At 53.3% G+C, this 26,331-nt stretch carries 17 protein-coding genes and 3 tRNA genes; 13 read left to right on the top strand and 7 right to left on the bottom strand.

The window, feature by feature from the left end:
• Positions 1-115 precede the first annotated feature (115 nt).
• From FJM74_RS04250 to FJM74_RS04275, 6 genes are read left to right on the top strand one after another with little or no spacing between them, the layout of a single operon-like run.
• A complete protein-coding gene (locus FJM74_RS04250; RefSeq protein ID WP_187261329.1) occupies positions 116-928 on the top strand; it encodes a hypothetical protein in 813 nt (270 codons plus the stop codon).
• Positions 925-1,458 (top strand): hypothetical protein, encoded by a 534-nt coding sequence (locus FJM74_RS04255; RefSeq protein WP_187261330.1) that lies wholly within the window; start codon positions 925-927, stop codon positions 1,456-1,458. The genes FJM74_RS04250 and FJM74_RS04255 overlap by 4 nt, the downstream gene beginning before the upstream one ends.
• Positions 1,459-3,519 (top strand): SprB repeat-containing protein, encoded by a 2,061-nt coding sequence (locus FJM74_RS04260; protein ID WP_187261331.1) that lies wholly within the window; start codon positions 1,459-1,461, stop codon positions 3,517-3,519.
• The gene (locus tag FJM74_RS04265; RefSeq protein ID WP_187261332.1) at positions 3,516-4,880 is read left to right on the top strand and encodes a hypothetical protein; all 1,365 of its coding nucleotides are present in this window, start codon (positions 3,516-3,518) and stop codon (positions 4,878-4,880) included. The genes FJM74_RS04260 and FJM74_RS04265 overlap by 4 nt, the downstream gene beginning before the upstream one ends.
• Positions 4,880-5,317, top strand: a complete 438-nt coding sequence (locus tag FJM74_RS04270; RefSeq protein ID WP_187261333.1) for a hypothetical protein — start codon at positions 4,880-4,882, stop codon at positions 5,315-5,317. The genes FJM74_RS04265 and FJM74_RS04270 overlap by 1 nt, the downstream gene beginning before the upstream one ends.
• Entirely contained in the window at positions 5,317-8,565 is a 3,249-nt protein-coding gene (locus tag FJM74_RS04275) for a phage tail tape measure protein (protein ID WP_187261334.1), read from the top strand. The genes FJM74_RS04270 and FJM74_RS04275 overlap by 1 nt, the downstream gene beginning before the upstream one ends.
• A 214-nt stretch (positions 8,566-8,779) precedes the next feature.
• On the opposite strand, the gene FJM74_RS04280 is transcribed toward FJM74_RS04275, so the two are convergent.
• The 3 genes from FJM74_RS04280 to FJM74_RS04290 form a co-directional block, all read right to left on the bottom strand.
• Positions 8,780-8,853 (bottom strand) — tRNA-Arg (locus FJM74_RS04280).
• Positions 8,854-8,920: 67 nt separating this feature from the next.
• Positions 8,921-8,994 (bottom strand) — tRNA-Pro (locus FJM74_RS04285).
• 116 nt (positions 8,995-9,110) lie between these two features.
• Positions 9,111-9,197, bottom strand: a tRNA-Ser gene (locus FJM74_RS04290).
• 319 nt (positions 9,198-9,516) lie between these two features.
• On the opposite strand from FJM74_RS04290, the gene FJM74_RS04295 reads away from it, so the two are divergent.
• Positions 9,517-10,488 (top strand): vWA domain-containing protein, encoded by a 972-nt coding sequence (locus FJM74_RS04295; RefSeq protein WP_187261335.1) that lies wholly within the window; start codon positions 9,517-9,519, stop codon positions 10,486-10,488.
• Positions 10,485-11,450: an aerotolerance protein gene (locus FJM74_RS04300; RefSeq protein ID WP_187261336.1), complete on the top strand. Its 966-nt coding sequence runs from the start codon at positions 10,485-10,487 to the stop codon at positions 11,448-11,450. The genes FJM74_RS04295 and FJM74_RS04300 overlap by 4 nt, the downstream gene beginning before the upstream one ends.
• Before the next feature lie 474 nt (positions 11,451-11,924).
• Here the strand turns inward: FJM74_RS04300 and FJM74_RS04305 are convergent, their stop codons facing one another.
• From FJM74_RS04305 to FJM74_RS04315, 3 genes are all read right to left on the bottom strand, one after another.
• Entirely contained in the window at positions 11,925-13,208 is a 1,284-nt protein-coding gene (locus FJM74_RS04305; RefSeq protein ID WP_187261337.1) for a UDP-glucose dehydrogenase family protein, read from the bottom strand.
• Positions 13,205-14,326 (bottom strand): NAD-dependent epimerase/dehydratase family protein, encoded by a 1,122-nt coding sequence (locus tag FJM74_RS04310; RefSeq protein WP_187261338.1) that lies wholly within the window; start codon positions 14,324-14,326, stop codon positions 13,205-13,207. The genes FJM74_RS04305 and FJM74_RS04310 overlap by 4 nt, the downstream gene beginning before the upstream one ends.
• 215 nt (positions 14,327-14,541) lie before the next feature.
• Positions 14,542-15,855 carry an NAD(P)H-dependent oxidoreductase gene (locus FJM74_RS04315; RefSeq protein WP_187261339.1) on the bottom strand — a complete coding sequence of 438 codons (1,314 nt, stop codon included), beginning with the start codon at positions 15,853-15,855 and terminating at the stop codon, positions 14,542-14,544.
• A 1,130-nt stretch (positions 15,856-16,985) separates the two neighbouring features.
• Here FJM74_RS04315 and FJM74_RS04320 point away from each other — a divergent pair.
• Positions 16,986-17,429 carry a PaaI family thioesterase gene (locus FJM74_RS04320; protein ID WP_187261340.1) on the top strand — a complete coding sequence of 148 codons (444 nt, stop codon included), beginning with the start codon at positions 16,986-16,988 and terminating at the stop codon, positions 17,427-17,429.
• A 161-nt stretch (positions 17,430-17,590) separates the two neighbouring features.
• Here FJM74_RS04320 and FJM74_RS04325 read toward each other — a convergent pair whose 3' ends face one another.
• The gene (locus tag FJM74_RS04325) at positions 17,591-17,923 is read right to left on the bottom strand and encodes a hypothetical protein (protein WP_187261341.1); all 333 of its coding nucleotides are present in this window, start codon (positions 17,921-17,923) and stop codon (positions 17,591-17,593) included.
• A 1,058-nt stretch (positions 17,924-18,981) separates the two neighbouring features.
• On the opposite strand from FJM74_RS04325, the gene FJM74_RS04330 reads away from it, so the two are divergent.
• The 4 genes from FJM74_RS04330 (at position 18,982) to FJM74_RS04345 (ending at position 26,313) form a co-directional block, all read left to right on the top strand.
• Complete coding sequence (locus tag FJM74_RS04330) at positions 18,982-20,166, top strand: acetyl-CoA C-acyltransferase (protein ID WP_187261342.1); 1,185 nt, start codon at positions 18,982-18,984, stop codon at positions 20,164-20,166.
• A gap of 178 nt (positions 20,167-20,344) precedes the next feature.
• Complete coding sequence (locus tag FJM74_RS04335; RefSeq protein ID WP_187261343.1) at positions 20,345-21,664, top strand: toxin-antitoxin system YwqK family antitoxin; 1,320 nt, start codon at positions 20,345-20,347, stop codon at positions 21,662-21,664.
• Between the two features lie 343 nt (positions 21,665-22,007).
• Positions 22,008-24,110, top strand: coding sequence for a polyphosphate kinase 1 (gene ppk1 / locus FJM74_RS04340; protein ID WP_187261344.1), 2,103 nt, complete (start codon positions 22,008-22,010; stop codon positions 24,108-24,110).
• A 538-nt stretch (positions 24,111-24,648) separates the two neighbouring features.
• Positions 24,649-26,313 (top strand): S8 family peptidase, encoded by a 1,665-nt coding sequence (locus tag FJM74_RS04345; protein ID WP_187261345.1) that lies wholly within the window; start codon positions 24,649-24,651, stop codon positions 26,311-26,313.
• The last annotated feature ends 18 nt before the right edge of the window (positions 26,314-26,331 follow it).

A 26,331-nucleotide genomic window follows, 5' to 3' on the forward strand; every position in this document is an offset into this window, starting at 1 on the left:
AAAATTAGCTAAAGCATTATTTGCAAATTTATTGCTGCAAAATTATATACCTTGATTTTATTGTCTTTTTTTTACCAGTCCCACTAAGTGAAATTCGTGTAAAACCCAGTTTTACATGCATCACCTCACCCTCAAGTACCAGGTAAAGAAAAAGCTCCAGGTCGTGCACCAGCAAGTGGCCTCCACCTGGAACGAGCTCACGCGCGAGCAGCTCTTGGAGATCATCCGGATCCAATTTTCCTTCAAGCCGGACCACATGCAGAAACTGCTCCTGCTCAAAACCCTGCTGCAGGTCAAGTGGGCCATCCTGCACCAGTTCACCGGCGTGCAGCGCCTGGGCCTTTACCCCATCCTGGAGTTCCTCGAGGAGAGCACACTTACCAAACAACTGCTGCCCGCCCTCAAGCTGGAAGACCTGGTGCTGCACGGCCCGGCCGATCGCTTCCGCAACATCACCTTCGCCGAGTTCATCTACGCCGACACACTCTTTGGCTTCTTCACCAAAACTGGCAAGGAGGCCTACCTCAACAAGCTGATCGCCTGCCTCTACCGGCCGCAGCGCCTGGACTACAACCCCAAGAGCCCCACTTACAAAGGCGACATCCGGGAGGATTTTAACGAGCACCTGATCGGGGAACGGGCACAGCTGGTGGCCAGCATCCCGCAGCCCGACAAGTACGCCATCCTGACCTGGTACCGGGGCTGCCGCAAAGAGCTCGAGCTGATCTACGACAAAGTATTTACCCAGACCAACCAGCAGAAAGCAGCCGAGGGCGACTGGGGCGATGTGCTCCTGAGCCTCTCCGGAGAGAAGTTCGGGCACGTGGAGCAAACCAGCCAGCAGCGCGTGCACACCATTTTCAAGGAGATTCAGCGCAAGGCCAGGGAGCATGAGGAACTGGAGCGCCGACAAAAACAGCAGAAATGAGACACAGCGAATACACCGACTTCTTCCGGCAGCTGGCCAGCCAGCATGTCGACATCCGGCATTCCGAGGAGGAGTGCCACTTTGTGCGTCTGATCCTGAGTTCCGACCCGCTGCAGCGCATCATGGATGCCCGCGAATTCTACGACTCGCTGCGCGATCGCATCGGACCGGACTTTTCCATGATCCTGATCAGCTACGAGGCCGACTACGCTGACAACGGCGGCGATCAGCGCATCAAGGAGTACCACGGCTCCTTCATTATCCTGCACCCGGTCACACCTGGACACTTCGATGAGCTGGAGCAGGTGCTCGACCGCACCGAGGAGATCGGCGAGGAGATTATGGGGGCCGCCCTGGTGCGCATCAACAAGGACTTCACGCTGCCCAAAAAGCACATGACCGTCAACGGCATCACCAACGAGCGCATCGGCCCGGTGGGCGAGGACTTCCACGGCACCAAGTTCAATTTCTTCTTCACCAGGGGCGCGAACCCGGCCCTGCACTACAAACAAGACAAATTTATTCTCTAGATGGCACGTTTCGCAAGACTCGAGATCAGCAACTTCGGCGGGGTAATCCCGCACGACACCTACATCGAGCTCACCATCAAAGGGCAGCTGGTGTACTTTACCTCCGCCACGATCTCCCAGGCGAGTGGCAACCAGAACCTTTTTGCCCAGCAGACCAGCGGCCAGTTCGGCCCGCCCGTAGCGGCCAATTTCTCCAGCCTGGTCACCGCCCTGCAGGGCTATCTGCAGGCGGCTGGTATCACGGACTACGAGGTGGGCGGCACCTACACGACCGACAGCTTTGTGGTCTCCCTGAAGGCCACCGCCTACAGCGATGCCCTGAACTTCGGCCCCTGCCAGGTGGTGGGGCACAGCGCCACCGGCGTTGCGGTGAAGGCCACCAACGACAACCCGCCCTCCGGAAACGGCAACGTCAGCCAGGTGCTCTGCTTCAGCGGTTCCACTGGCAGCATCCTGCTCGACATCTCCGGAGGCCAGGCTCCCTACGCATTCCAGTGGAGCAACGGGGCCACCACCAAAGATGTGAGTGCCCTGCCTGCCGGGCAGTACTCAGTAAAAGTAACCGACAGCGCCAGGCCACAGCCGCTCGACCCGAGCCTGCCGGAGGACAGTCCCTACCAGGCTTTCTCGGAGGATCATCCCGGCGTGCTGGAGCTCACCTTCCTGGTGGGCCAGAACGCGGAGATCATCGTCACCGGCTCGGTGGGCAACAACGCCATCCTGCTGGAGGTGAGTGGTGGCACTGCGCCATACGCCTTCCTCTGGAGCGACGGCGTGACCACCAAAGACCGGCTGGAAGTGACTCCCGGCACCTACGCCTGCACCATCACCGATGCGCTGGGCTGCAGCAAGCAGGTGTCTTTCACCATCGTGGAGGAGCACTTCTACTTTTCCAAGAACCCGGTGCTCCTGCGCCTGCAGGCCGAGAGCCCCGAGACCAAGCCCTTCCTGCGCTTCGTGTGCGAAGTGTGGGTGGAGCCCGCGTATCTTTCCGGCGAGTTTATCCTGGCCACCCCGGAGCCTTTCGAGCACCCGGCCGAGGCCGATGGCGGCACCGAGTTCGACGTGTCCGAGATCCTCGACGCTTTTGTGGAGCCGCACCTGCCGGACTTCAACCAGGCGGAGGTGAAGCGGGCCGACAAAGCCTTCAAGCGCTTTTACCTGCGTTACCGCGAGGTGTACGGCGACCCGGTGACACTATCGCCGGTGGTGGTGCAGGACAACCGCTACGTGCTCTGCGGCGGCCTGGAGGCGCTGGAGTACTATGCCCAGACTTACAGTGCCTTTAAAGCTGGCGTGAAGCCTTTCTTTACCTGGGAGCCGACCACCAGGCGCGTGTTCACCGCCCAGCCCGAGTTCCTCTACTTCATGCCCGATGATTTCAGCCTGACGGATTTCCGGGTGCGCGTGCGCGTGACCTTCACCGACTCCAGCTCCTACACCTACACGGCTTTTACCCAAGCCGGAATAAAACGCTTTGAGCTCTGGTGCATCCCGGTGGGTCACGACCAGCTGGGCCTGGCGGCGCTGCAGCCGGGCAAGACAGTGCGCAGCTGGCAGGTTTGGGTGATCGATGAGATGAACCGCTCCCTCTCCGAGATCAGGACATTTGTGCTCAATACCAAAAACTACCTGCACACGCGCTTTGTGCTGTTCGCCAACTCCGTGGGCGGCTACAACACGCTGGCAGCCACCGGCCGGGGCAAGTACTCCCTCGATGCCGATGCGCAGCTGGTGGAGCGCAGGCTGCCGCGAAATGGCATGGAAGGAGACTCTACGGTGATCAGTAAGTTCGGAAAACCCACGCTGCAGCTGAGCACCGGCGAGAAGAGCCGGGAGGAAATGCACGCCCTGCAGGATTTCCTGATCTCGGAGGACGTGCAGTTCATCGGACCCGGCCGCTACATCCCGGCCCGCCTGGGCGACAGGTCGGTGGTGATCTCGGACGATGAGAACCGGACCCCGGCCTTCGAGTTTGACCTGGTGCTGCCGAAACGTTACCGCTACACCCCGGTGCTCACGCCGGAGGGCTTCTCACCTTATTTAACCGAGGAGTCATGATTGCTTTCAGAATAAATGGGGAGGAGCTGGACATGGATCCGCTCACTTCGGTTCAGGTGGAGTACTTCAGCTCCCTGTTCCAGTTCGATCGCATACCTAGCATTTACACGCTGCCGGCCACGCTGGCCTGGAGCAAAAAGAACCGCCGCCTGCTGGGCTTTCCAGGGCACCTCTCGGTCAGGAGTTACCGCAAGGAGCCCTACGACTGCCAGCTCTACCTGGACAATCTCTGGCGGGTGGGCAAGCTCTATGTGCTCTCCGCCGACGCCAAGGGCATCAGCGTCAACTTCCAGTCCGATGTGGGCGACATTTCGGCCCGGCTCAAGCAGGACAACCTGCGGGAGCTGGACCTGGGCACCGACGAGCAGGTGAGCGAAGTGCGGGAGATCTACCCGGCCTCGAACTATGCGCTGTTCCCGCTCCATAACCCCGGCTTCCTGAAGGAAGGCGCTAGCTACCTGGCCTACCTCAACTACTATGACGGCGAGTTTAAGACAGGCTACCTCCGGGTGCCCTTCCCTTACCTGGTGCACGTGCTGCGGCGCGTGCTGGCCCATTACGGCTACCGCATCACCGGCCCCTGGATCGAGGCCGAGGAGACGCGCCGCCTGGTGATCTACAACACGCAGTCGCTCGCGGAGGGGGACCAGGTGCAGCACAGCCTGCATGTGCCCGAGATGAAGGTGGCTGATTTCCTGAAGGCTATCCGCGCCGCCTTCGGGCTGGGCTTTAACTTCAACACCACCAAAAAGGAGCTGGAGATCGTGCGCCTGCGCGACGTGCTCTCTTCCGGCACCTACGTGGACTGGCGCAAACGCAACCTGAAGGTGACCAAATGGGAGGCCAAAGCCCGGCAGGGTTTTATGCTGGAGCTGAGTCCCGACGAGGGCGATGAGCTGCCTCCCGCTGACAGCCAGCAGCTGCAGGTGGGGGCCGGGCAGGACCCGATCTCCCTGGGCCTGGGCTCCCTGCCGGTGGCCCAGGAGCTGCTGCGCTGGCTCATGCCCCAGGCCAGCCAGGAGGGCGACACCGGCAAGTTCAGCCTCCGCCTGCTCTCTTACCGGGGCCTCCAGCCTGACACGGGCGACGTGCCTTACCCGCAGGCGCTGCCGGTCCTGCTGCCTGATCTCTACGAGCAGAGCCACCGCCACTGGCTGGACTTTCTTCTGGAAACCGAGACGGTGGAGGCCGAGATCGAGCTGAGCCTGACGGACCTGCGCACCCTGCGCCAGGATCGGAAAGTGCTCGTGCACGACGGGCAGAGTACCGTGATGGCGCTCTGGGAGAAGATCAGCGTGCAGGTCAGCCCGCTCAGGGGCGTGCAAGTGGCTAAAGTCACATTACTGAAGACCAGGTACTGATGGAGCAGCAGACCAAGCGCCAGCTGGCAGAGGAGTGGCTCAAGTATGCCGTCCAGAACTGGCAGAGCAACCTGAAAAGGATGCGCATCAAAAGCTCCGGCGACCTCTACAACAGCTTTAAAACGCAGATCATCGAGCAGGCCGGGGGCGACAAAATCAAGATCACCATCGCCTACGCATGGTATGGCCAGATGGTCGACATGGGCGTGGGCAAGGGCACCAAATACGGCGATGTAAAAGATTCTACCGAATCAAGAAAACTCATCGGCAAAATGCGCGGCAACGCCCGCAGGCCGAAGAAATGGTGGTCCAACCGGCGCGACGCCATCGGCTACCAGGCCTTCAAACTCACCCTGCTCATGTCAGGCTACAAGGCCCAGGAGGCCACCGAAAAAATTAAAGGAAGTATTGACCAAAATTTCACCATCACCTATTAATGGCCCAGAATAAAGAACAACGGGAGATCGAGATCGTCCTGAATGGCTCCAAGGTAAACGCCTCCCTCAAAGAGATGGGCGCTTCTGCCGCACTCATGAACGCCCAGCTCCGGAAGATGGCAACCGACGATCCTGGAAGGAAGAAGCTGGCGGAGGACTACACTGCCCTGCGTGGCCGCATCACGGAAGTAAGAAACGAACTCTACGGCGTGGAGAAAGCCTCCCTGGCCGCCAAGCTGGGCCTCAACGACATGGGCGGCATCATGAAGACGGTACTCGGCACGGCCGGTGGCTTCATGCTGGCCGGTGGCGTGGAGGGCATGCTCACCGGCGTGATCGGCTGGTTTTCCGGAGCCTCCGACGCGGCCAAGGAGTTTGAGAAATCCGTCAGCAGCCTGGAATCCCTGACAGGAGCCTCTGAGCAGGACCTGGAGTACTACAAGGAGCAGGCGGCCCTGATCGGAGAGACCAGCACCCTTTCCGGGGCGCAGGCGGTGGAGGCATTTAAACTGATTGGTTCTGCGAAACCTGATTTGCTGGAAACGAAAGAAGCACTGGCAGCGGTGACGGCGGAGGCCGTGGTGCTGGCCGAGGCGGCAGAGACCGATCTGCCCGCTGCAGCCCAGGCGATGACCGGTGCGCTGAACCAGTTCCAGTTGCCGGCAGAGGACGCCAGCCGGGTGATCAATGCCCTGGCGGCCGGTTCGAAAGCCGGAGCGGCCAACATTCCAGAGATCTCCGACTCCATTGACAAGTTCGGTACTGCCGCCGCCGCTTTCAACGTCACGTTTGAAGAATCAGTGGGCCTGGTGGAGACCCTGGCCGAGTATAACATGAAAGGAGCCGAGTCCGGCACCGCGCTCCGGAATGTGCTGAGCAAGATGGCCAGCGCCAAAGCCCTGCCAGCCTCCGCGCTGGAGGAGCTGGAGAAGTTCAGCGTGGACATCGAGGTGATCTCCGACAAGAGCATCCCGATGAATGAGCGACTGCGCGAGTTCTCGAAGATCTCCGGAGATGCCACTGCCCTGACAAAGGTGTTCGGAGCGGAGAACCAGATCGCCGGAGGCATTATCTTGGGCAACGTCGACAAGTTCGAGAAGCTGACCGAGGCCGTGACCGGCACCAACACCGCCTATGAGCAGCAGGCCATCAATACCGACAACCTGGAGGGAGACACCAAGGCGCTGGACTCAGTGGTGGAGTCCTATGCCATCACCATCGGCAGCAAGCTCAACGTGGCCAAGCGGGCCGGGGTGCAACTGCTCACGCAGTTCCTGCTTATTCTGAAAGAGACGCCTCGGTTCATCAAGGAGAATCAGGATCTGTTCTATATGTTGGGGATTGCCATAGTAGCATTGAATGCTGCCAACATCAAGACCGCTGCCTCTACGCTGTATCACAATGCCGTGGAGAAGGGAAGGGCCATCGCCACCAGAACCAGCGCCGCCGCCCAGTGGCTCCTGAATGCCGCTATGACTGCCAACCCGATCGGGCTGGTTGTCGGGGCTGTCGCTGCCCTGGTCGGTGGTTTTATCCTGCTCTACAACCGCTCGGAGGCGGTACGAGGCGGCATGGCAGGTCTGGGCAGGGCCTTCATGGAGATCCTCAGCATCGCCGGTGACATTGCCCTGTTCCTGATGAACCCAATCAAAAACGCAGGCAAGATAGCCGAGATCATGAACTCCGGGGAGCGCCTTGGCAAAGCCTTCTCTGATGGCTACAATGATAAAATAGCCTCTGAGAAGGTGGAGGCTGAGAAGAAGGAGGCCGTGGAGCATGAGAAGAAAAAGCAGGAGGCAGAGAAAAAAGGAGAAGAGGTGGGGGCCGCCACCAATAAAGGCGATGAAAAAGCGAAGAAGGAGCGACTGAAGAAAGAAAAAGAGCACCAGGACAAGCTGAATAAAGCCCGCGAGGAATATGCCAGGGCTTCTGAAAAGTCGGAGCTGGAGCTGGCCAAGCTGAAGGTGGAGATCATGGGTAAAGGTATTGATCAGACGCTGGCCAAACTCAAGCTCCACCACGACCAGGAGATGGCCGAGCTGGAGAAGCAAAAGCAGGCCACCCTGGCCAACATTGCCACCACCGAGGAGGAGAAACAAACCTTGCTGGAGAATTACCGCCAGCAGCAGGAACTCCGGGAGCAGGAGTACCAGGAGCAGGTGCGCGTGGCCAAAGCGGAAGAGGAACAACGCAAGCGGGAGGAGGATCTGACCAAGCTGGAGGAAGAGGAGCAGCTCCGAATGGAGCGCCTGCAGAACCAGTTCCTGACCACCCTGACGGCGGAGTTCGATCAGGAGCAGGCCCGCCTGGAGCTGCAGAAAAGTTTCCTGCAGCAGCGACTCGCCATCCTGGAGGAGGCCGGTCTGGGAGAAACCACCCAGGCGCTCAAGTTCAAGAACGCGATGCTGAAGATCGATAAGGACCTGGCGGATGGTAAGACCCGGAATGCCGAGCGAACGGCCAAGGCAAAGAAGGAGATTGAAACCATCATCATGAGCAATGCTATGGAGTCGTTTAAAATGGGCATAGAGCTGCTCGGTAAGGAGACGCAGGCCAGAGGTGTGGCCATGGCCGCCTTCAAGTCTTTCTCCCTCGGAAAGATTGGGGTGGATGTAGTGGAGGAGATCCAGGCCATCTGGAAGACAGCCAACCAGAACCCGCTCAATGCCATCGTACCTGGTGCCGGTACTGCCATCGCCGTCGTGAAAACAGCGGCAGCTGTAGGCAGGGCCGCAGGTGCCGCCAAGCAGATCCACGCCCAGCAGTTCGCCAAGGGTGGTATGACCAAAGGCGGCAAGACTATTCCGATGGTGGAAGTGAACGGCATGTGGGAGATGCTCAGTGGCCACTCCGGTGGCTCGATCGGCGCCTTCGCCAACGGCGGCTGGGTGAACGATGCGCAGTTGGGCCTGATCGGGGAGGCTGGCCGGGAGCTGGTGATCCCGAACTGGATGGTGGAGTCTCCCAAGTATGCCAACCTGGTGGGCTACCTGGAGGCCGAGCGCCAGAAGGGCGTGAAAGCCTTTGCCGGTGGCGGCATGACGGTGGATGCTGCCAGCCCGGTACCAGTGCCGGCAGATGAGAACAGGCCCCTGAGCAAGTTTGAACAACAGCTGCTCCAGGAGGTTCGTGAGTTGAAAGAGGAGGTATTTACCTGGCCACGCCAGCTGGAGGTGCACAACAACGTAGGTGACACCAGAGATAAAATGAAACAGCTAAACGACCTGGAAGAAAAAGCTTTTGGGTAATTTTTGTATCTTTGACTATCCGAAACGGAAGCTCTCCTGAGGGGTCAGGTTTGCCAGGGATAGGATGTTGAGGTTTAACTCAAGGAAGGAGCGGACACCAGTTGTTCGCTCTTTTTATTTCCGGAAAAATCAACTGATAACTTGAAAAATGGTGCCCAATTTGGTGCCCATAAAAGCAAAAAGCCCCTTCAGATGCATCTGAAGGGGCTTTTTGTGATCCCGTTTGGATTCGAACCAAAGACCTACTGCTTAGAAGGCAGTTGCTCTATCCAGCTGAGCTACGAGACCATTGTTGTCCGGAAGGTAGAACTTCCTTTAAACGAAAAATTTCGGAATTACTTCCGAAATTTTCTTGTCGGGGTGGCAGGATTCGAACCTACGACCTCCACATCCCAAATGTGGCGCGATACCGGGCTACGCTACACCCCGAACTATGCTTTCAACTCCGGTAAGCAACGATGATGTGTCGCTGTTAATGTTGAACGCGGTGCAAAAGTAAGAGAAGAATTTTAATAACCAAAATTTATTTTTAAAATCTTTTCTTGCGGAGGGGGGGGGATTCGAACCCCCGGTACCCTTACGAGTACGGCAGTTTAGCAAACTGCTGGTTTCAGCCACTCACCCACCTCTCCGAGGCCCTTTCTGCTAAAGGGTATGCAAACTTACAACAATCTCCACGAAACGCAATAGCTTTTATAAAAAAATAGTTCCCTAAACAGCGCTTTTAAGCTTTCTGCACAGCTCCGGCTATACTAACTGATTGATACTATTTATCTTCCCTTTTTTCTGCGTCAGCCTATTTTAAAAAAAATATTTTTTCAGCTGGAGTTGCTTACCCCTGAAGCAGCACGGGAAGCCCGCTTTTACCTGCAGAAGCCCAATTTTCAGCAAAATAAAATTATAGGCTTGTTTTAGTATCTTTGTTGCTGAAAAAGAAGTTTTATTGTATCCATGACCTGGTACCAGACCATTACGTTTCTAGAGCTATTGTTTGGCGCAATTTTCGTAGGCGTTTATATCGGGTATCTGGTTCGGGTACGAAAGGTGGCCTTGTTTTTTAAGCAGCGCCCGCATATCGTATGGTTCAAGTTTGTGCTCCGCCACGTATATGCCCTCCTGCTAGTTGTTGCCATCTTGGGGCCATCGTTTGGGGCCATGAAAAAAGAGATCAAAACCATTGGTAAAGACCTTTACATCGCCATCGATCTCTCTGACTCTATGAATGCCACCGACGTGCAGCCGTCGCGCATCGAGAAAGCCCGTCACGAGATGCAGCGTTTGATTACACGGTTCAACTCAGACAAGATCGGCCTTATCGTTTTTTCTTCGGAGGCTTACCTCCATACCCCTTTAACCTACGACCAGGAAGCCCTACAACTCTATACCCGTACCCTGCGCACGAGCCTGCTTCCGGCCTCCGGCACCGATTACACGCCTGTACTGCAGCTGGCGCTGGAAAAATTCTCGCAGAACCAGTCAGCAGAGGCGGAGGAGCAGAAGGCGCGGGTGCTGGTGCTGATCAGCGATGGGGAGGATTTTGGAGAAAACCGCCAGCGGCTGATCGATCAGCTGCGCGAGCAGAATGTGCGTGTGTTTACCCTGGGCATTGGCACACCGGAAGGAGGACGTATTTTAACGCCCGAAGGATTCCGGAAAGACAAGTCGGGGCAGGTTATCTTTACCAGACTGAATCCGGAAACGCTGCTGCAACTCGCCGAACAGACAGACGGTGAATACTTTGAAGTGAACGACCGCGTTAGCGAAGTAAACCGGCTCATCAGCAGCATCAACAGCATAGAAGGCGAACTGCGCGAAAGCAAGACTGTAGACGTTACGGCCAATAAATACATTTACCCGCTCGCACTGGCGTTTTTCCTTATTCTGCTCGATGTGCTGATTCCTGTAAAACTGATTCGGATATGAAGGCATTTTTCGTGATCCTGTTTTTAGTAAGCCTGTTCGGAGGTGGCATCAGAACCATTTCGCAGATAAACCGCTTTGCCAGAGAGGCTGCGCTGGCCTACCAGCAGCAGGACTATGCCACTGCCATAGCCTCTTACGAGTACCTCCTGAACGAGCTGGATGTGCAGGACGACCAGATAAGCCTGAACCTGGCCCATGCCTATTATAAAGCAGGTTTGCTGGAGCAGTCGCTGCAACAGTACCAGCAACTGGCCAGCCACCCGTTCCAGCACATCAGAGCTGTGGCCGCGTTGCAGTCGGGTAATATTGCAGCTGAAAGGAAAAAGTATAAGCAGGCGCTCCAGTTCTACAAAAGGGCCCTTGTGGCAGAACCGGGTAACGATAATGCCCGCTTCAACTATGAGCTGCTAAAGAAGTACCTGGCGCTTCACCCGGAAATAGAAGAGGCAGAAGCAGTGGATGCTGCACCGGAGGAAGAGGAACCAGGCAGCTCTGAGGTACCGCCGCCAACAGAAGAGGATCAGACGCTCCGGCCAAAAATGAGGCCCGATAGCCAGGGCACCGAACAGCAGGAGATAGAAACGGAGGAGAGAGCCGAGGAAGGCACGCCCGAAAACCGCAAACAATCAGGCGAACCAACAGACCAGATGGACGATCGGAGCGAGGACAACAGGTCTAAAGAGAAAGAGCAGGAGGCCGGGCAGGAGGCTGGTAACACAGAAGGCCTGCGTACCGAGACCAACCCGGATCAGGCGCAGAGCAACAAGAGCGCCAGCGCCGAGACGGCTTCGGAAGAGGACCCCCGTGCCCAAACCAGCCGTAACCGCCTGCGACAGATGAACATCAGCCCCGAAAAAGCCCGGATGCTGCTCAATGCCATGCAAAGCGCTGAGTTGCAATACATCCAGCAGCTACCCAAAAAAGCCACCAAAAAGCCAGACAGCTCCAAACCGGACTGGTAAGCATTTTAATTGTTAGATTGGTGAATTGTTAAATTGTTTGATGGTTGAATTGTAAGCCGGATCACAAATTTGACAGTATGGTAGGAATCTTGTGAACGGGAAGCGCAAAACAAGGTACATCCTGCAGATCCTTGGGTAGGGAGCCTTTTAACACGCATACAAAAGTTCAGCCCTTGCTGATCATAACCCCATCAACAGCAGCAGCAGCAGCAGCTCCGGAGGGGCAAAATCATTAGAATAATTAGGAATCAGGTTAATCAGGAAAATCCTTTCCTCAAGGTTCAGACAAACAGCAGAAGCAGCAGCAGCGCCTCCGAAGGTCCATTTTCATTAGAATAATTCAGGTCTACGCTATTCTGAACATACTCAAATCCTGTAAATTTTGATTCAAACAAAAAACAACAGTAACTAAAAACGGCTGGCAGAGGAAAGAATCCCCTTGCCAGCCGTTTTTAGTTACTGCTAATGGCTTTGCTACACTTCCTCAGCGATTGGCTTTGCCCGGGAAGAGGTAAACACGTAGCGGAAGTCGAATAAACGCTTTGTCCTCAGCAGTTGCTCGTTCTCCTTAAACTCCGGCCAACTGGTGAGCAGCACGAGCTCGTCGGCCTGTTCCACCACCTGATCCAGCGAGTCTACATACGAGATCGGCAGGTTGTAATGAGTCTTGAACACCTCGTTGGCCATCGGGTCGTAAGCTACAATATTAGTAAAGCCCTTCTCCAGCAGCTTCTCAATAATGTACTTGCTCGGCGTAAAACGCACGTCGTCAGAGTTGCTCTTGAACGAGAGGCCCAGTATGCCAATGGTGCTGTCTTTAGAGGCGACACGGGCTATCTTCTCCGCCATGTGCTCTTTTATCTCTTCGTTTATCTGCAGGTTGGCGTCCAGAATCCGGGCTTTAAAACCGTTTTCCTGCGCAATACTGCTCAGAGCGGCAGTGTCTTTAGGCAGGCAGTAGCCACCGTAGCCGCAGCCCGGATACACGTAGCTCGACATAGCTGCCGGCTGACCGTGCCAGCGCTTGTCCTCGTGCAGGATCTTGAAGGCTCTGGCCACATCGATGTCGCCAATATGATCGGCGGCCATGGCCATCTCGTTCGAGAAACTGATGAGCGTAGACAGCAGCGTGTTGGAGAGGTACTTGATGAACTCTGCCGAGTTGTAGTTTACGTAGTGGATAGGAGCCTTAAACGGCTGATAAATCTCGTTGAGTATGTCCTTGCTCTGCTCGTCTTCCACACCGATCACCACGCGGTCGGGGTTCATGAAATCGTCCCAGGCGTAGCCTTCGCGCAAAAACTCCGGGTTTGAGGCCAGCCCAATAGGTTTGTTATACTCGTTGTTGAGCTGCTCCACATAGGGCTTCACCTTTTTGGAAACGGTAGAAGGCGGCACGGTAGACTTAGTCACTATTACTTTAAAAGTGCCGTCGCTTGCCTGGAACACGTTCTTTACGGCCTCCAGCAGGTAAGCCAGGTCTGCGCTGCCGTCGGCGCTACCAGGGGTGCCCACACAAATAATGATGGCCTTGCTGTTGTTGACAGCTTCCTCCAGCGAAGCGTCTACTATAAAGCTTTTGCCCAGTTCGTCGCGCAGCGCCTCGTCGAGGTGCGGCTCGTAAAACGGCACTTCGTAATTCTTTATTTTTTCGAGCTTCTCAGCGTTTACGTCTACGCCGTACACCTTGAAGCCTTTTTTACTGAAGCCTAATGCTGTTGTAAGACCTACAAATCCTAATCCTAATACTGTGATCATTGTAGCTTTCCGTTAAAAGTGTGTAAAAATTCCAAATACCTTCTGATGCCTTCTTCTACCGAAACTCTTGGCTTGTAATCCAGTATTTCTCTGGCTTTGCTGATGTTGGGGCAGCGCCTGTTCGGGTTGTCGGTCAGGTATTGCTCATCGGCTGATTTGCTGAACCTGATCTCGCCCTGGTAGTCGAATATGGCTTTGCCCTGGCGGTTAAAGATCTCGGCAAACTCCCGCACCGAGAGCTCCGGCTTGTCCATGCCGATGTTGAACACATCGAACTTGCCGTGCAGCAGCACCTTCAGGTAACCGGTAATGGCATCGGAGATGTAGCAGAACGTGCGGGTAGGAGTGCCATCAGACAGGATTTCGAGGTCGCGGCCTTCTACCACCGCTTTGGCGAAGTCGGCTGGCAGGCGCTTGTCGTTTATGTTCATGCCGGGACCATAGTTGTTGAATGGCCGGGCAATGCCGATGGTCATGTTGTGCTTCTCGGAGAAGAGGTAGCAAAGGGTCTCGCCGAAGCGCTTGGCCTCGTCGTAGCAGGCGCGGGGGCCGATGCTGGCCACATTGCCTCTGTAATCTTCGCTGGTCGGGATAAACTCCGGAAACGGATCGCCATAGATCTCGCTGCTCGAAAAGAACAGGAAGCCTTTCAGCCGCTTCTCGGCATAAAAATCGAGCAGGCGGCGCAGGCCGGTGATGTTGGCGTCTACGGTCTCGATCGGGTGCTGACGGTAGAAGGTTGGGGAGGCGATAGACGCCATGTGGATCACGATGTCTGCTTCTGCGGCGCCAGGTATATCGGCTACATTATCGGTGATCACGTTAAAATACTTCAGCTCCACCTTGCCCTGGTTGTTCTCCACCAGCGTGTCGAGCCAGTCTTTGGTGCCGGTCAGGAAATTGTCGAGCCCGATAATGCGCTTCAATTGCAGCTCTTCGGCATAATGCGCGAAGAAGTGCATAAAGTAATAGCCCAGAAAGCCTCCGCAGCCGGTAATAAGTATGGTTGAATTCCGCAGCTTGTCCTTTTCCTGCTCTGATAGCCCTTCGTAAATGGCCACCATGTCCTCCTGCAGAATCCGGTTCACTGCCTTCGTCTCAATAGTATCGCTTGTCATTTTTGTATTGCTGGTTGTTTTGTTTGTTGTTACTTGTTGTTTGCTTATTGTTGATTGCTGGGTGTTTATTGTGGCTCCATCAGCGTAGTTCAGAAGGTTTTATCTGAATTAATCTAATCAAAACGGCCCTCCAGAGGTTTCTGTGCTTGTTGGTGCTGCTCATCAGAAACGGACAAAATCCTGCTTCGACTGATGTTTAACAACCAACAACCAAATCAAGCCATCGCTGATTTTTCCTGCAGCTCCGGGAAGAACATGCTCACCTGCTCTCGGTACAGGCGCATCACCTGGGTGTCTTCCTGCAGTTCCACATCATCGAAGGTAATGGGTTCATCGCGCTTGATGTCACGTTTCAGAACGGCTCCCTCTGCCAGCCCGATCGGCAGCAAGTTCTCTTTTCGTGCTGTCACAGAATTTTCGCACTGGCCGTAGGTGTCGTAGCCACCCAGTCCGTCGAGCTGCTTACCTGCTTTCAGGTCGGTTTTAGCCAGTGTTATTACGTCTACCACAGGTCCTGCAATAGGTGCCATGATCACATCGTTAAAAACCACCATCTTGCCAATGGAATGCGGAATCTCGAAATAGCACAGGTGGTAAGGCGTGTAGAAACTGTACAGCGGCCCTTTGCCGAGCTTGCCATACTCTAGGTATTTCTTCGTCATGGGGTCGTCGGCGGTGGCATATACGAATACGCCTGGTCCGGGTTTAGGTCCTACCACATAATCTACAATTCCTCCCAGGCGCTTCAGCTCCTCCACATCATACATAGAGGTCATATCGTCTATGTGCCCATCGTAATTGATGCCGATCATGCCGCGCTTGGCCACGCCCATGCCGGTGGCGTTGGCCACACAGGCCTGCTCAAACGAGATCTTGGTGCCATCTGCAAACGACGTCACCATTTCAGGCGTCATGTCCCAGGTGGCGGCAAAGCCGGCCTGCGTGGTGGGGTTGCGGTAGTAGTCCTGCAGCCCTTTTATGTTGCCGCAGAGCAGCGGAGTTAGCCCGATGCTTTTCACGAAGCGCACCAGGTTCATGATCACGCCCGGCTGGTCGCCGTCGGCACCGCTTATCAGCACACCTGCTTTGTCGGCGTACACTTTCAGGATTGGCCCGATGGTGGCGTCTACCTCGGCATTAAAGAGCAGCACATGCTTTTTATTTTCGATGGCCTTCATAATCACCCGGGTGGAGTAGTGGATGGTGCCGGTCATCTCCACAATAATGTCGATGCCTTCAGCCTCACAAACCAGGTCGGGATTATCTGTCACGGCAAAGCCGCCGGCCGAGAGGCATTTCTGCAGCGCAGCGGCATCGTTGCAAACCTCGGCCTGGGTGCCGGTGTAGGCATACACATCGAGTGCCTTGCTAACAGTTCTGTTGGCAATGGCGGCAATCTCCATCCCTGGCGTGTAGCGCATGACCTGGTTTACAACGCCTTTTGCCATAACGCCGGCCCCAATAATGCCTACGCGAATAGGGTTGCCTGCCTGCTCGCGTTCCTGTAAGTATTTATCTAGTATTATCATGTAAAAATTGATTTTTTAACGCGACTTTCGCTATTCATTAAAGCTGGTCGCCAGTGCTGGTGGTAAGTTAAAGCAAGTACGCGGTTCTAATTTATTGGAGCCTTCCGTAAGGTATATTCAGTTTCAGGCAAAAAAGATTTCTGATGAAAGCTGCTAAGTAGTGCATACTACATCCGGTTCCGAACTGCAGGCGCTGCAGCAACAAGAATATTACGTCTTTGCATTTTAAGGTATAAATTAAGCTTTTAAAATATATTTTAATTTGCATACGGCAATATGAAATTTCCGGATGAACCATTTGGTGGAAAAGGGACGGTTTTGTAAGAAAAGCAGTGCCAAGCTGGTCTGGTTGACAAGGGCAGCAGGCTGGAAAGGCAGAAGAGACGATGCTACTATATATCCTCGAATGACTATCTGACAGCCTCAACATGCAAAAACGACCCAGGGCGTATGCGCCGGAGACCACTGGAACAGATGGCGCATAAGTTAGTGAGAAGGCCGCAGAAGTGAAGTAAGTCCTGGTTTTAAGCGTATTCATTGGCTCAGAGAGCAATTATTATGGATATTTGCCTGCGGAAGCCAGTATGTCTGGATACTGAAATGCTGCCTCTGCCGGATGAACATGATTTTGGTACTGCTTCTTAATAGTGTTATTAGCCAGCAAAAGGTGCCTTCCTAAATTAGGCTGCCAGGCTCTAAGCACTTTTGGTGAATATGGTTGGTTGTACGGAAGTAATGAAAAACCGTTATACTTTATTATGGAGTATTTATACTAATAAATTGCACTTAGTAAAGAATTATTTCCAGCTTCTAATTCTTTATTCTACAATTGGAAAGAAAAGGAACATATTCGAAAAATTACAAAATTGTAAGCGCCTGAAAATCAGCGTATCTACATGGGGTCCTTGTTTTTTCAAAGTTCCCTTTTCTGAAAAAAATACTGAAACCAGGGGGTGAGTAATACCACCTGGGCAATTGCCGGTAATGTGACTTGTGTTATTCAGGTTGTTGAACCGAGTGGCAGGCGCCGGCACGGAAATTTCGGATATATAACGGATTTGTGTTATTTACACTCAATGTCATGGCCTGCCAGGTGGTAGGCCATGGCATTTTGGCCAACAGAACAAGAGATGCAAACAGAAAACCATTACAGGCAGCTGGAAAAATTGTTTCTTTCAGCAAATATCCAAGAGTTTTATAGCGGCAGCACCATCAGGGTAAGCCGGGAGCGGGCTGAGATCATGCTGCCCACAGATCAGAAGTTCTATCATGGGGCTGCAGCGGTGCATGGTTCTGTCTATTTTAAGCTGCTCGACGATGCCGCTTGGTTTGCTGCAGCCTCCGTGGTGCGGGATTATTTTATCGTGACCAGCTCTTTTCAGATAAACCTGCTACGTCCTGTGCATACTGGCCTGTTAAAGGCGGAGGGGGTGGTGCGCTCCGCCTCCAGGCAGTTGATAGTAGCAGAAGCGGTTTTGTATAATGAAAAGGGGAAAGAAGTGGCCTTCGGAACAGGCCAGTTCGTGCGCACCAACCAACTTATGACAACGCTCGAAGGCTACAGCATCGGGTAAAGGATTACGTTAGTGGGGTTGAAAGTAAAGAGGGAGGCTGCCTGACGCAACCTCCCTCTTTACCAGGCACCGGATAGTTGATGTTTCAGGTGCTTAAATAGGAGCGCAATGTTTCATGCTCTGAGTTCCTGTTCCATTTCAGAACAGGATGTGGTGTTATGTTAAGCCACGGCTTGCTGCAGCAGGATTTCCCGCACCTCGGGTTTCATGTACATCGGCAGGTTGTAGTTGAGTTCATCATACAGCTTTCTGGCCTTCACATGCAAAGCAAAACTGTCGAAAGTAGCTCTGAAAGCGTGGAAGGTGGCTCCTTCTACAATGCCGTGCTCCCCTTTTAGCCGGAGCGCCTCCACCAACGCATCGTCCTCTACGGTAAAAGTGAGCTTGGCCAGCCCGCCTTTCATAAAAATACACTTCAAAGAGTTTCCATAGTCTTCGATCAGCAGGACATCACCCATTGCCAGCCCTTTGCGTAGTTGCTCTAATTCCTTCATTTTCAATTTAATTTTTTAAATTCAGTCGCTCATAATGCCCTCCGTGCAGGCAAGCTGCACAGCAGTGCATGCCTTTTTAAAAGCTGTTTCTCAGGTCTTTAAGAGGAGTTCTATATGATATTTCAGTATTCATAGGGAATTAGAAACGGCACAATTAATTTCGCGGGTGTGTCTGAATTGTGCCATAGCCAAGCGGAGTGGTTTCACAACTACTCTCTCGTATTACTTATACTGTTTTAAGTTTGGGTATGTTTCGGTTAGTTATTGTTTTATTTTCATTTTTCTTCTCTACCTAACGGGGCAGCAACTGGCTTATTAGCTATGTGTTTGAGTGCTAATGTTTTTGAAAGATCTGGTGCAGAAAAAGATTCTCAAATATTTTTTCAGCAGAAATAAAGGTGCAAATGACACTTGCAGGCTTTCAAATGCCGCTTCCCAACCTTTTCCGGATTTGCATCAGGCAGCTTTTCAGCTAGCTTTGGGATAAAGTTGACGAGAAGCCTCGTCAGGGAGCGAAAGCGCTTTTTTCTCCCCGGCTTCTGACGAGCATGAGCCTTTTCTTAAATTCAGTGCAATTTCAGGGTGAAGGCTGCAAAGCAGGGCCGTGCCAGGAAAATACAATTGACGCAGACATAACACCAGCCAGATTTTTCCTTCAGCAGATACTCTATTTGCTAAATACATTCAAGTCGCAACCGTGGCATGTGAGCCGAGGCGGCAGCAGCAGCAGCAGAAGAAGAAGAGGCCTCCGGAGGGCAGTTTTTATTAGCATAATTGCGGCATCCGAGCCGCAGCAGGCAAGGCGGCAATGCCCTTTAGAACTACCCTAAGTGGCATGGTGTGCGGGCGATGCACCAAGAAGCGGAACCGAAACTCAGAAAGTCCTGCTGCGTTAAGAAAGAGGTCCGGAAACCACTCTTCACAGAACAGAGCCTGCAGGTCTGATTATCTGCTTAATAAGCGATTTCGGGCGGTGTGTCTCTTGTTCTGGCTTACATACGTTTGTAATTATGAAGCAATCCTGATACTTTCACTCAACAAAATTTACCTGAATTTCTATGCAAGTAAAAGAAGTATACATCGTATCGGCTGTCCGGACGCCAATCGGGAGCTTTGGTGGCGCACTGGCCAGTCTGTCTGCCACCCAACTGGGTGCTGCAGCTATAAAAGGAGTCCTTGAAAAAGCCGGTATAGAGAAGGGGCTGGTGCAGGAAGTGATCATGGGCAATGTGTTGTCGGCCAACCTGGGGCAGGCCCCTGCCCGGCAGGCAGCCATTTTTGCCGGTCTGGGCCACGAGGTGGAGTGTACTACGGTAAATAAGGTGTGCGCGTCGGGCTCCAAAGCCATCATGTTTGCGGCGCAGGCCATTATGCTGGGTCATAAGGATGTGATTGTGGCAGGGGGGATGGAAAGCATGTCGAATGTGCCCTATTACCTCGACAAGGCCAGGTTCGGCTCCAAGCTGGGGCATGGGCAGATGATAGACGGCCTGCTGCGCGATGGGCTCTGGGACGTGTACAACGATTTCCATATGGGCAATGCTGCCGAGAACACAGCCAGGGAACTGAAGATTACCCGCGAGATGCAGGACGAATACGCCATAAACTCCTACAGGAAAGTGGCAGAGGCGACCAAAGCAGGCAACCTGAAAGATGAGATAGTGCCGGTGGAGGTGCCGCAGCGTGGCAAAGAGGCCCTGGTGGTAACAGAAGACGAAGAATACCTGAAAGTGAATTTCGAGAAGATAACCTCGCTTAAACCTGTTTTTGACAAAGCAGGCACCATCACAGCGGCCAATGCCTCTACCCTGAACGACGGCGCGGCAGCCGTGCTGCTCATGAGCAAAGAAAAAGCCGGGGAGCTCGGCGTGAAACCAATTGCCAGAATCCTTGGTTTTGCAGATGCAGAGCAGGACCCTGTCTGGTTCACGACCACGCCCTCCCTGGCTATACCCAAGGCCTTGAAGCATGCCGGAGTAGACCCCTCGGAGGTCGATTTTTACGAGATCAACGAGGCTTTCTCGGTTGTGTCGATTGCGAATAACCAGAAACTGGGGCTGGAAGGCAGCAACGTGAACGTGTACGGGGGAGCCGTGTCGCTGGGGCACCCGCTGGGAGCCTCGGGTGCCCGGATCCTGGTAACGCTTTGTAACGTGCTCGATAAGAAAGGCGGGAAGATAGGTGTGACCGGTATTTGCAACGGTGGCGGAGGCGCCTCTGCCATTGTGATAGAAAAAATGTAATTTGCCCTTTGCGGCACACGTTTTGTCAGAAGCCTTGCGTTAACCGTAAGGCTTCTTTTTTTACCGGGCCTGAGGAGGCGCTTTCGGGGCATCTATTAGGGGCGGGTGCTGTACCTCCGGATGGCCTGTTTGTTTCTAGCGGGCCATATTTGTAATTTAAATGAACAAAATAAATAGCATGAGCAAATTTCTTTTCTTGATGGCGGGCATGTGGCTCCTGGGCAGTTCTCTGGCTGCCCAAACCAAAGTGGTCACCTACCACAACGATGAGCGCTCCTCTGTAAAGGAAGTTTACTTTATCACTTCCGATTCGCTGATCATAGGAACCTATAACCGCTATTACCCTACCGGGGCGCGAGAAGCTGTGGCTAAATTCGTGGAGGGTAAAAAAGACAGTATTTTCACGGAGTTTTACCCTGACGGGCAGGTACGGCTGCAGGTAACGTACCAAAACGATGTGAAGCAGGGACCCTTCCGCTCTTACCACCCCGAAGGCCGCCTGCTACAGGAAGGGAATTTTGAGAATGACCAGCAAAGCGACCTGCTGAAAACATTTTACCCGGATGGTACGCTGCGGCAGGAGTCTGCTTTCGTGAACGGCTTTCCGGAAGGAGTCGTGAAAGAGTATTATCCGTCGGGCAAGCTTAAATCTGAGATCACGTACAGCAACAGCAAGCAGAATGGCCTGGCAAAAACGTATTTCCCAAACGGGCAACTGGAGACGGAGGCAAACTACCGCGGCGGCATGCTGGAGGGTTCCTATAAAACCTATTTTGACAACGGCCAGCTGCAAACTGAGGTCACTAATGTGGCCGGGCAGCAGCAGGGGACCTACAAGAGCTATTACCGGTCGGGGCGGCTTAGCACCGAAGGCAGCTTTGTGGCGGGTAAAATGCATGGGCAGGCAAAGGCCTGGTACGAGAGCGGCAAGCCCAGAAGCGTGATCACGTACCGAAACGGAGCTATGCAAGGCACCGCCCAGCATTTTTACGAACAAGGCAACCTGCGGGAAGAGGGAACCTACAGCAACAACGGCGACGACAGAAAGATTGTGAAATATTACCCTTCAGGCCATGTGCAGGCCGAGGAGCAGTATAAAAACAAGCTGCGCAACGGCACCTGGAAAACCTATTTCGATGCGCCCGGCAAAAAGGCAAGCCTCTCGGAAAATTACTCCAACGACCGGCTGACCGGTGAGCGGCTGGTGTACCACGAAAACGGTCAGGTAAAAGAGAAGTACAAGTACGATAAAGGCAAGATAATCGGGCCGAGTTTTACCTACCATCCTTCCGGCAAGTTAAGATCCGAGACGGCCTATAAAGACGGGCTTCGGTTTGGCACCTATAAACAGCTCTACGAAAGTGGCAAAACCGAAATATCCGGCCAGCACCGCAACAACAAAGCCACCGGCACCTGGAAGTACTTTGATGAGAACGGCAGACAGGTAAAGTCGGTCGTGTTCAGAAATGGCGAGGTGGTAGAGACAAAGGAGAAATAGCGGCACCTGAAAACTGAGGCAAAAGCGCCACTACTGAACCGGGTAGTGGCGCTTTTGCTTAGGTACTATTGCAACCCTGTACTTTTTGAAAGGCAACAATTAGGTTTGGCCTATTTTTTATGCTGGTAATATGCCGAGATTTTTGTTTTCCCCTCTCCACCACAAGCCAATTAGCGGAGGCTAAGGTCGACTGCTCCTGCCTTGGCACAATCGCAAAAGCCGTATTTTACAAAATAATTTCGATTAAGATGAACACTAATTAGTTAATAATTATATTTTCACGCTTATTACACAGATCCTATACTGCTGCAGGAGGTAAACTTAAAAGATTAACACAGAAAGCATGCTTATTAACAAGGTTTCGGACCAGATAAAGAAGAGTAAATTCATTAGCCGCGACTTAAGTTGGTTACGATTCAACTACAGAGTGCTGGATCAGGGGCGTGACACCGACAAGAACTTTTTTGACAGGCTGAAGTTTATTGCCATCACCTCGTCTAACCTCGATGAGTTCTTTATGATCAGGGTCGGAAGCTTGTATAATTACCTCGATTACGGCAAGGAGCGCACCGACTACTCCGGCCTGCGCGAAATCCCTTTCCGGAAAAAACTGCTCGATTATGCCCACCGGTTTGTCAACGACCAGTACCTGACGTTTAACAGCGAACTGAAGCCGCTCTTCGGCAAGTACGGCTTTGATATTCTGCGGGTGGACGAATTAAATGAAGCCGAGCAGAAGAAGGCGGATTCTTACTTTAAGAACACCATTTTCCCGCTGCTCACACCCATGGTGTACGACAATTACCACGGCTTTCCGCTGCTCATGAACCAGCTGCTGACCTTTGGCGTGGTTACCCGCAACGAAGAGGAGCAGAAGGAGCAGGACAGGGTGACGTTTGTGCAGATCCCGCAGAACCTGGCCCGCTTTTATGAGATCAGCCGGAAAGACAAGCTGGTGTTTGTGCCGATAGAAGAAATTATCCGCTGGAAGATAAAGAAGCTTTTTCGCAATGTGGAGATCGTTTCGGCGAACCTGTTCCGGATAACGCGCAACGGCGACTTTACCCTGGAGGAGAGTGATGATATTGATGCAGACTTTGTGCAGGAGATAAAGTCGAAGCTGCGCACCCGCAAAAAGGGGCGCGTAGTACGCCTGGAGATAGAGCGAAATCCCTCGCCATTTATGATGCGTCTGCTCAAAGAGCGCTGGATCATAGACAATGCCAATGTGTTCACCATCAGCAGCCTGATCGATCTGCGCAGCCTCTGGCAGATCATCAGCCACCGGCAGTTCCGCGATAAGCGGCCCAAGCAGCCCGCCTCGGTTATGCCCTTAAGCCTGCCAAGCGATGGCGTAGACATGTTCGATTACCTGAAGGAGCACGATGTGCTGCTCCATCACCCATACAACAGCATGGAGCCGGTGGTGAACCTGCTGGAGCGGGCCGCAGAAGACCCCTATGTGCTTGGCATTAAGCAGACGATTTACCGCCTGGCCGACCAGTCGCGGGTAACGGCTGCTTTGCTCAAGGCTGCTGAAAACGGCAAGCACGTGTCGGTATTGTTTGAGGTGAAGGCGCGTTTCGACGAGGAAAGGAACCTGCGGGAAGGGGAGCGGCTGGAGAAAGCCGGTTGCTTTGTGATCTATGGCATCGGCAAGTACAAAACACACACCAAAATGCTCATGATCATCCGGAAAGAGGGGGAGAAGGTAACGCGCTATATTCACTTAGGCAGCGGAAACTACAACGAGCAGACGGCCCGCCTCTACACCGACGTGAGCCTCCTGACCACCAACGAAGTCTATGCGCACGACGTGTCGGAGTTCTTTAATGTAATTACGGGCCACTCACGGCCCAACCAGTATAAAAACCTGATCACTTCGCCCAAAAACATGCGGGCGGAGCTTATTGAGCTTATCCGGACGGAGGCACGCAATGCCAAAAAGGGCCTGAAGAGCGGCATCGTGATCAAGATAAACTCGCTCGAAGACAGGGAGACAATTGAGGAACTGTACAAAGCATCCAAGGCAGGCGTTCCCATTAAACTGATTGTGCGTGGCATCTGCTGTCTGCGCCCCGGCCGCGAGGATCTGAGCGAGAATATTTCCGTCAAATCGATTGTAGGCGAAAACCTGGAGCATAGCCGCATCTACTACTTCCATAACAACGGCGACTCCAAAGTGTACGGCGGCAGTGCCGATATTATGGTGCGCAGCTTCGACCGCCGCATAGAGGCGCTCTTCCTGATCGTGAACGAGGAACTGAAGCGGGAGGTGATCAATATTCTGTACTACAACCTGCTCGATAACCAGAACTCCTATATTATGCGAGAAGACGGCACTTATGCAAAAAAACGCCTTTCTGCGCAGGAAGAGCTGGTAGATGTGCACAAAATATTCTACACCAGAAACCTGCAGCCGGAAGGGGAGATAGAACTGGTGTGATTTCGCACCGCGGAAAGCGCTTCTGAGCACGGGGGCTTTCTGCCAGTGTTTAAAGCAAGTCTGGTGCTATAGCGGCACCAGATGTAACATCTTGCCTGAAAGGCCCCGGAGTTTTCCCCTGATTCCAGACCTGAACTGTTTCCGCTGGAGGAACAGGAGCAGCAACAGCAGAGCCTCCGGAGGGGCAAAATGCTTGAAATAATTGGTTGGTAGGAGTAGAGAAGAGCATGATTTTAAAATTCTGGCAGGAAATGCTACAGCAGGATATGTAAAAGATGCTATATTTTATTATATTTCCTAAAAAAAGCAAGTGGCACCAGCTGCAAATACCTGGATCAGGCAACGTTACTGCTACTTATTGAAGATAGCGCCACTCTTACCTGTTTCCGATGCTGACTTTGATGGCCTTCCTGGGTTTGCGAATTTATTTTAGATTAACACAAGCTATAGTGGCTGGATGCGCTCTGCCGGAGCAGCAGCCAGAACCTGAATACCCCTTAACAAAGCAATACCTTATATATCTGATTACCTTTTAAGAATGAAAAACAACCTCCAACGAATTTTACAACTCTCGCTTGGGCTTACGCTGAGCAGCGGCTTTCTTAATCTGGCTGCTGCCCAGGGCGAGGCCACTTCGGTCTCGGCGTTCGACAACAGCTTTGTGAACTGGTACAACCGTAACCCCAGGCAAGATAAGACACAGGGCGTTGGTGTTGACCGTGCCTACAGCGAACTGCTGCACTCCCGCCAGCCAAAGAAAAAAATAGTGGTGGCCGTGATAGACAGCGGCCTCGATACAGAGCACGAGGACTTGCAGGGCCGCATCTGGGTAAATCAAAAAGAAATCCCGGGCAATGGCATAGACGACGATAACAATGGCTACGTGGACGATGTGCACGGCTGGAGCTTTCTGGGTAACGCCGAAGGCGAGAACATACGCTACGAAACGTATGAGTATGTGCGCATTTACCGGAAACTGGCACCTGTGTATCAGTATGTAAAATCTGCGGAGGAGGTGCCGGCAAACCAGCAGGAAGCGTACAGCACCTTTCTGCGAACCAAAAAGAACTACGAAAAGGAGCTGGCAGAACAGCAGGAGACAAGGCAAAACCTGGTGCGCTTCGAGGAGATTCTTAACACCTGCGAAGCCGTAATCGGGCAGTACCTGGGCAAGGAGCAGTTTACGGTGGCAGAGTTGAAAGCCGTTTCGACCAAAAACGAAAACGTAATGCGGGCCAGAGGCTGGTTGCTGAGTCGCTACAACATGGGCTTTGAAAAAGAGTCGTTCCTGAAATACAAAGAAAGAACCGATAATTACCTGGACAAGCACCTGAACCTGGATTTCAACCCGAGAGAGATCCTGGGCGATAACCACGAAGACATAAGCGACAGGAACTATGGCAACAGCGATGTAACAGGGCCAAGAGCAGACCACGGCACACCGGTAGCCGGCATCATAGCGGGTATCCGCAACAACAGCCTGGGCATAAACGGCATAGCCGAACACGTGGAGATCATGGCCCTCAGGGCAGTGCCGGAAGGCGATGAGTACGACAAAGACATAGCCCTGGCCATCAGGTATGCCGTTGACAATGGAGCCCATATCATTAACATGAGCTTCGGGAAGGAGTTCTCCCCGCAGAAAAAATACGTGGACGAAGCCATTAAACATGCCGAAGCCAACAATGTGCTCCTGGTGCATGCGGCCGGCAACAGCGCCTACAACATCGATGAAATCATCCACTACCCCACCCGAAACTGCGACGATGGCACGTCGGTAAGCAGCTGGCTGGAAGTGGGCGCCACCTCCATGAACGCAGGTAAAAACATGCCGGCCGAGTTTTCAAACTACGGCAAGCAGTCGGTAGATCTGTTTGCGCCGGGCGTAGATATTGTGGCGCTGGCACCCGATAACAAGTACGCCAAGGTGGACGGCACCAGCTTCTCGAGCCCGGTGGTGTCGGGAGTGGCCGCCCTGGTCTGGTCTTATTACCCGGAGCTGACAGCGGTTGAACTCAAAGAGGTGCTCGTGAATTCTGTATCGGTGTACAGCAGAAAGAAAGTGTACCTGCCAAACAGTGAATCTTCCAAAAAGCGCAAGACCAGGTTTTCGAACCTGTCCAGGACAGGTGGCATCGTAAACGCTTACGAGGCGCTGAAACTGGCAGAGAAGGTGGTGAAGGAAAAGAACCCCGGCGTTTAGCATTCCCCGACCTAAGGT

It is taken from the genome of Pontibacter beigongshangensis (assembly GCF_014332515.1).
GTDB classification, from domain to species: Bacteria; Bacteroidota; Bacteroidia; order Cytophagales; family Hymenobacteraceae; genus Pontibacter; species Pontibacter beigongshangensis.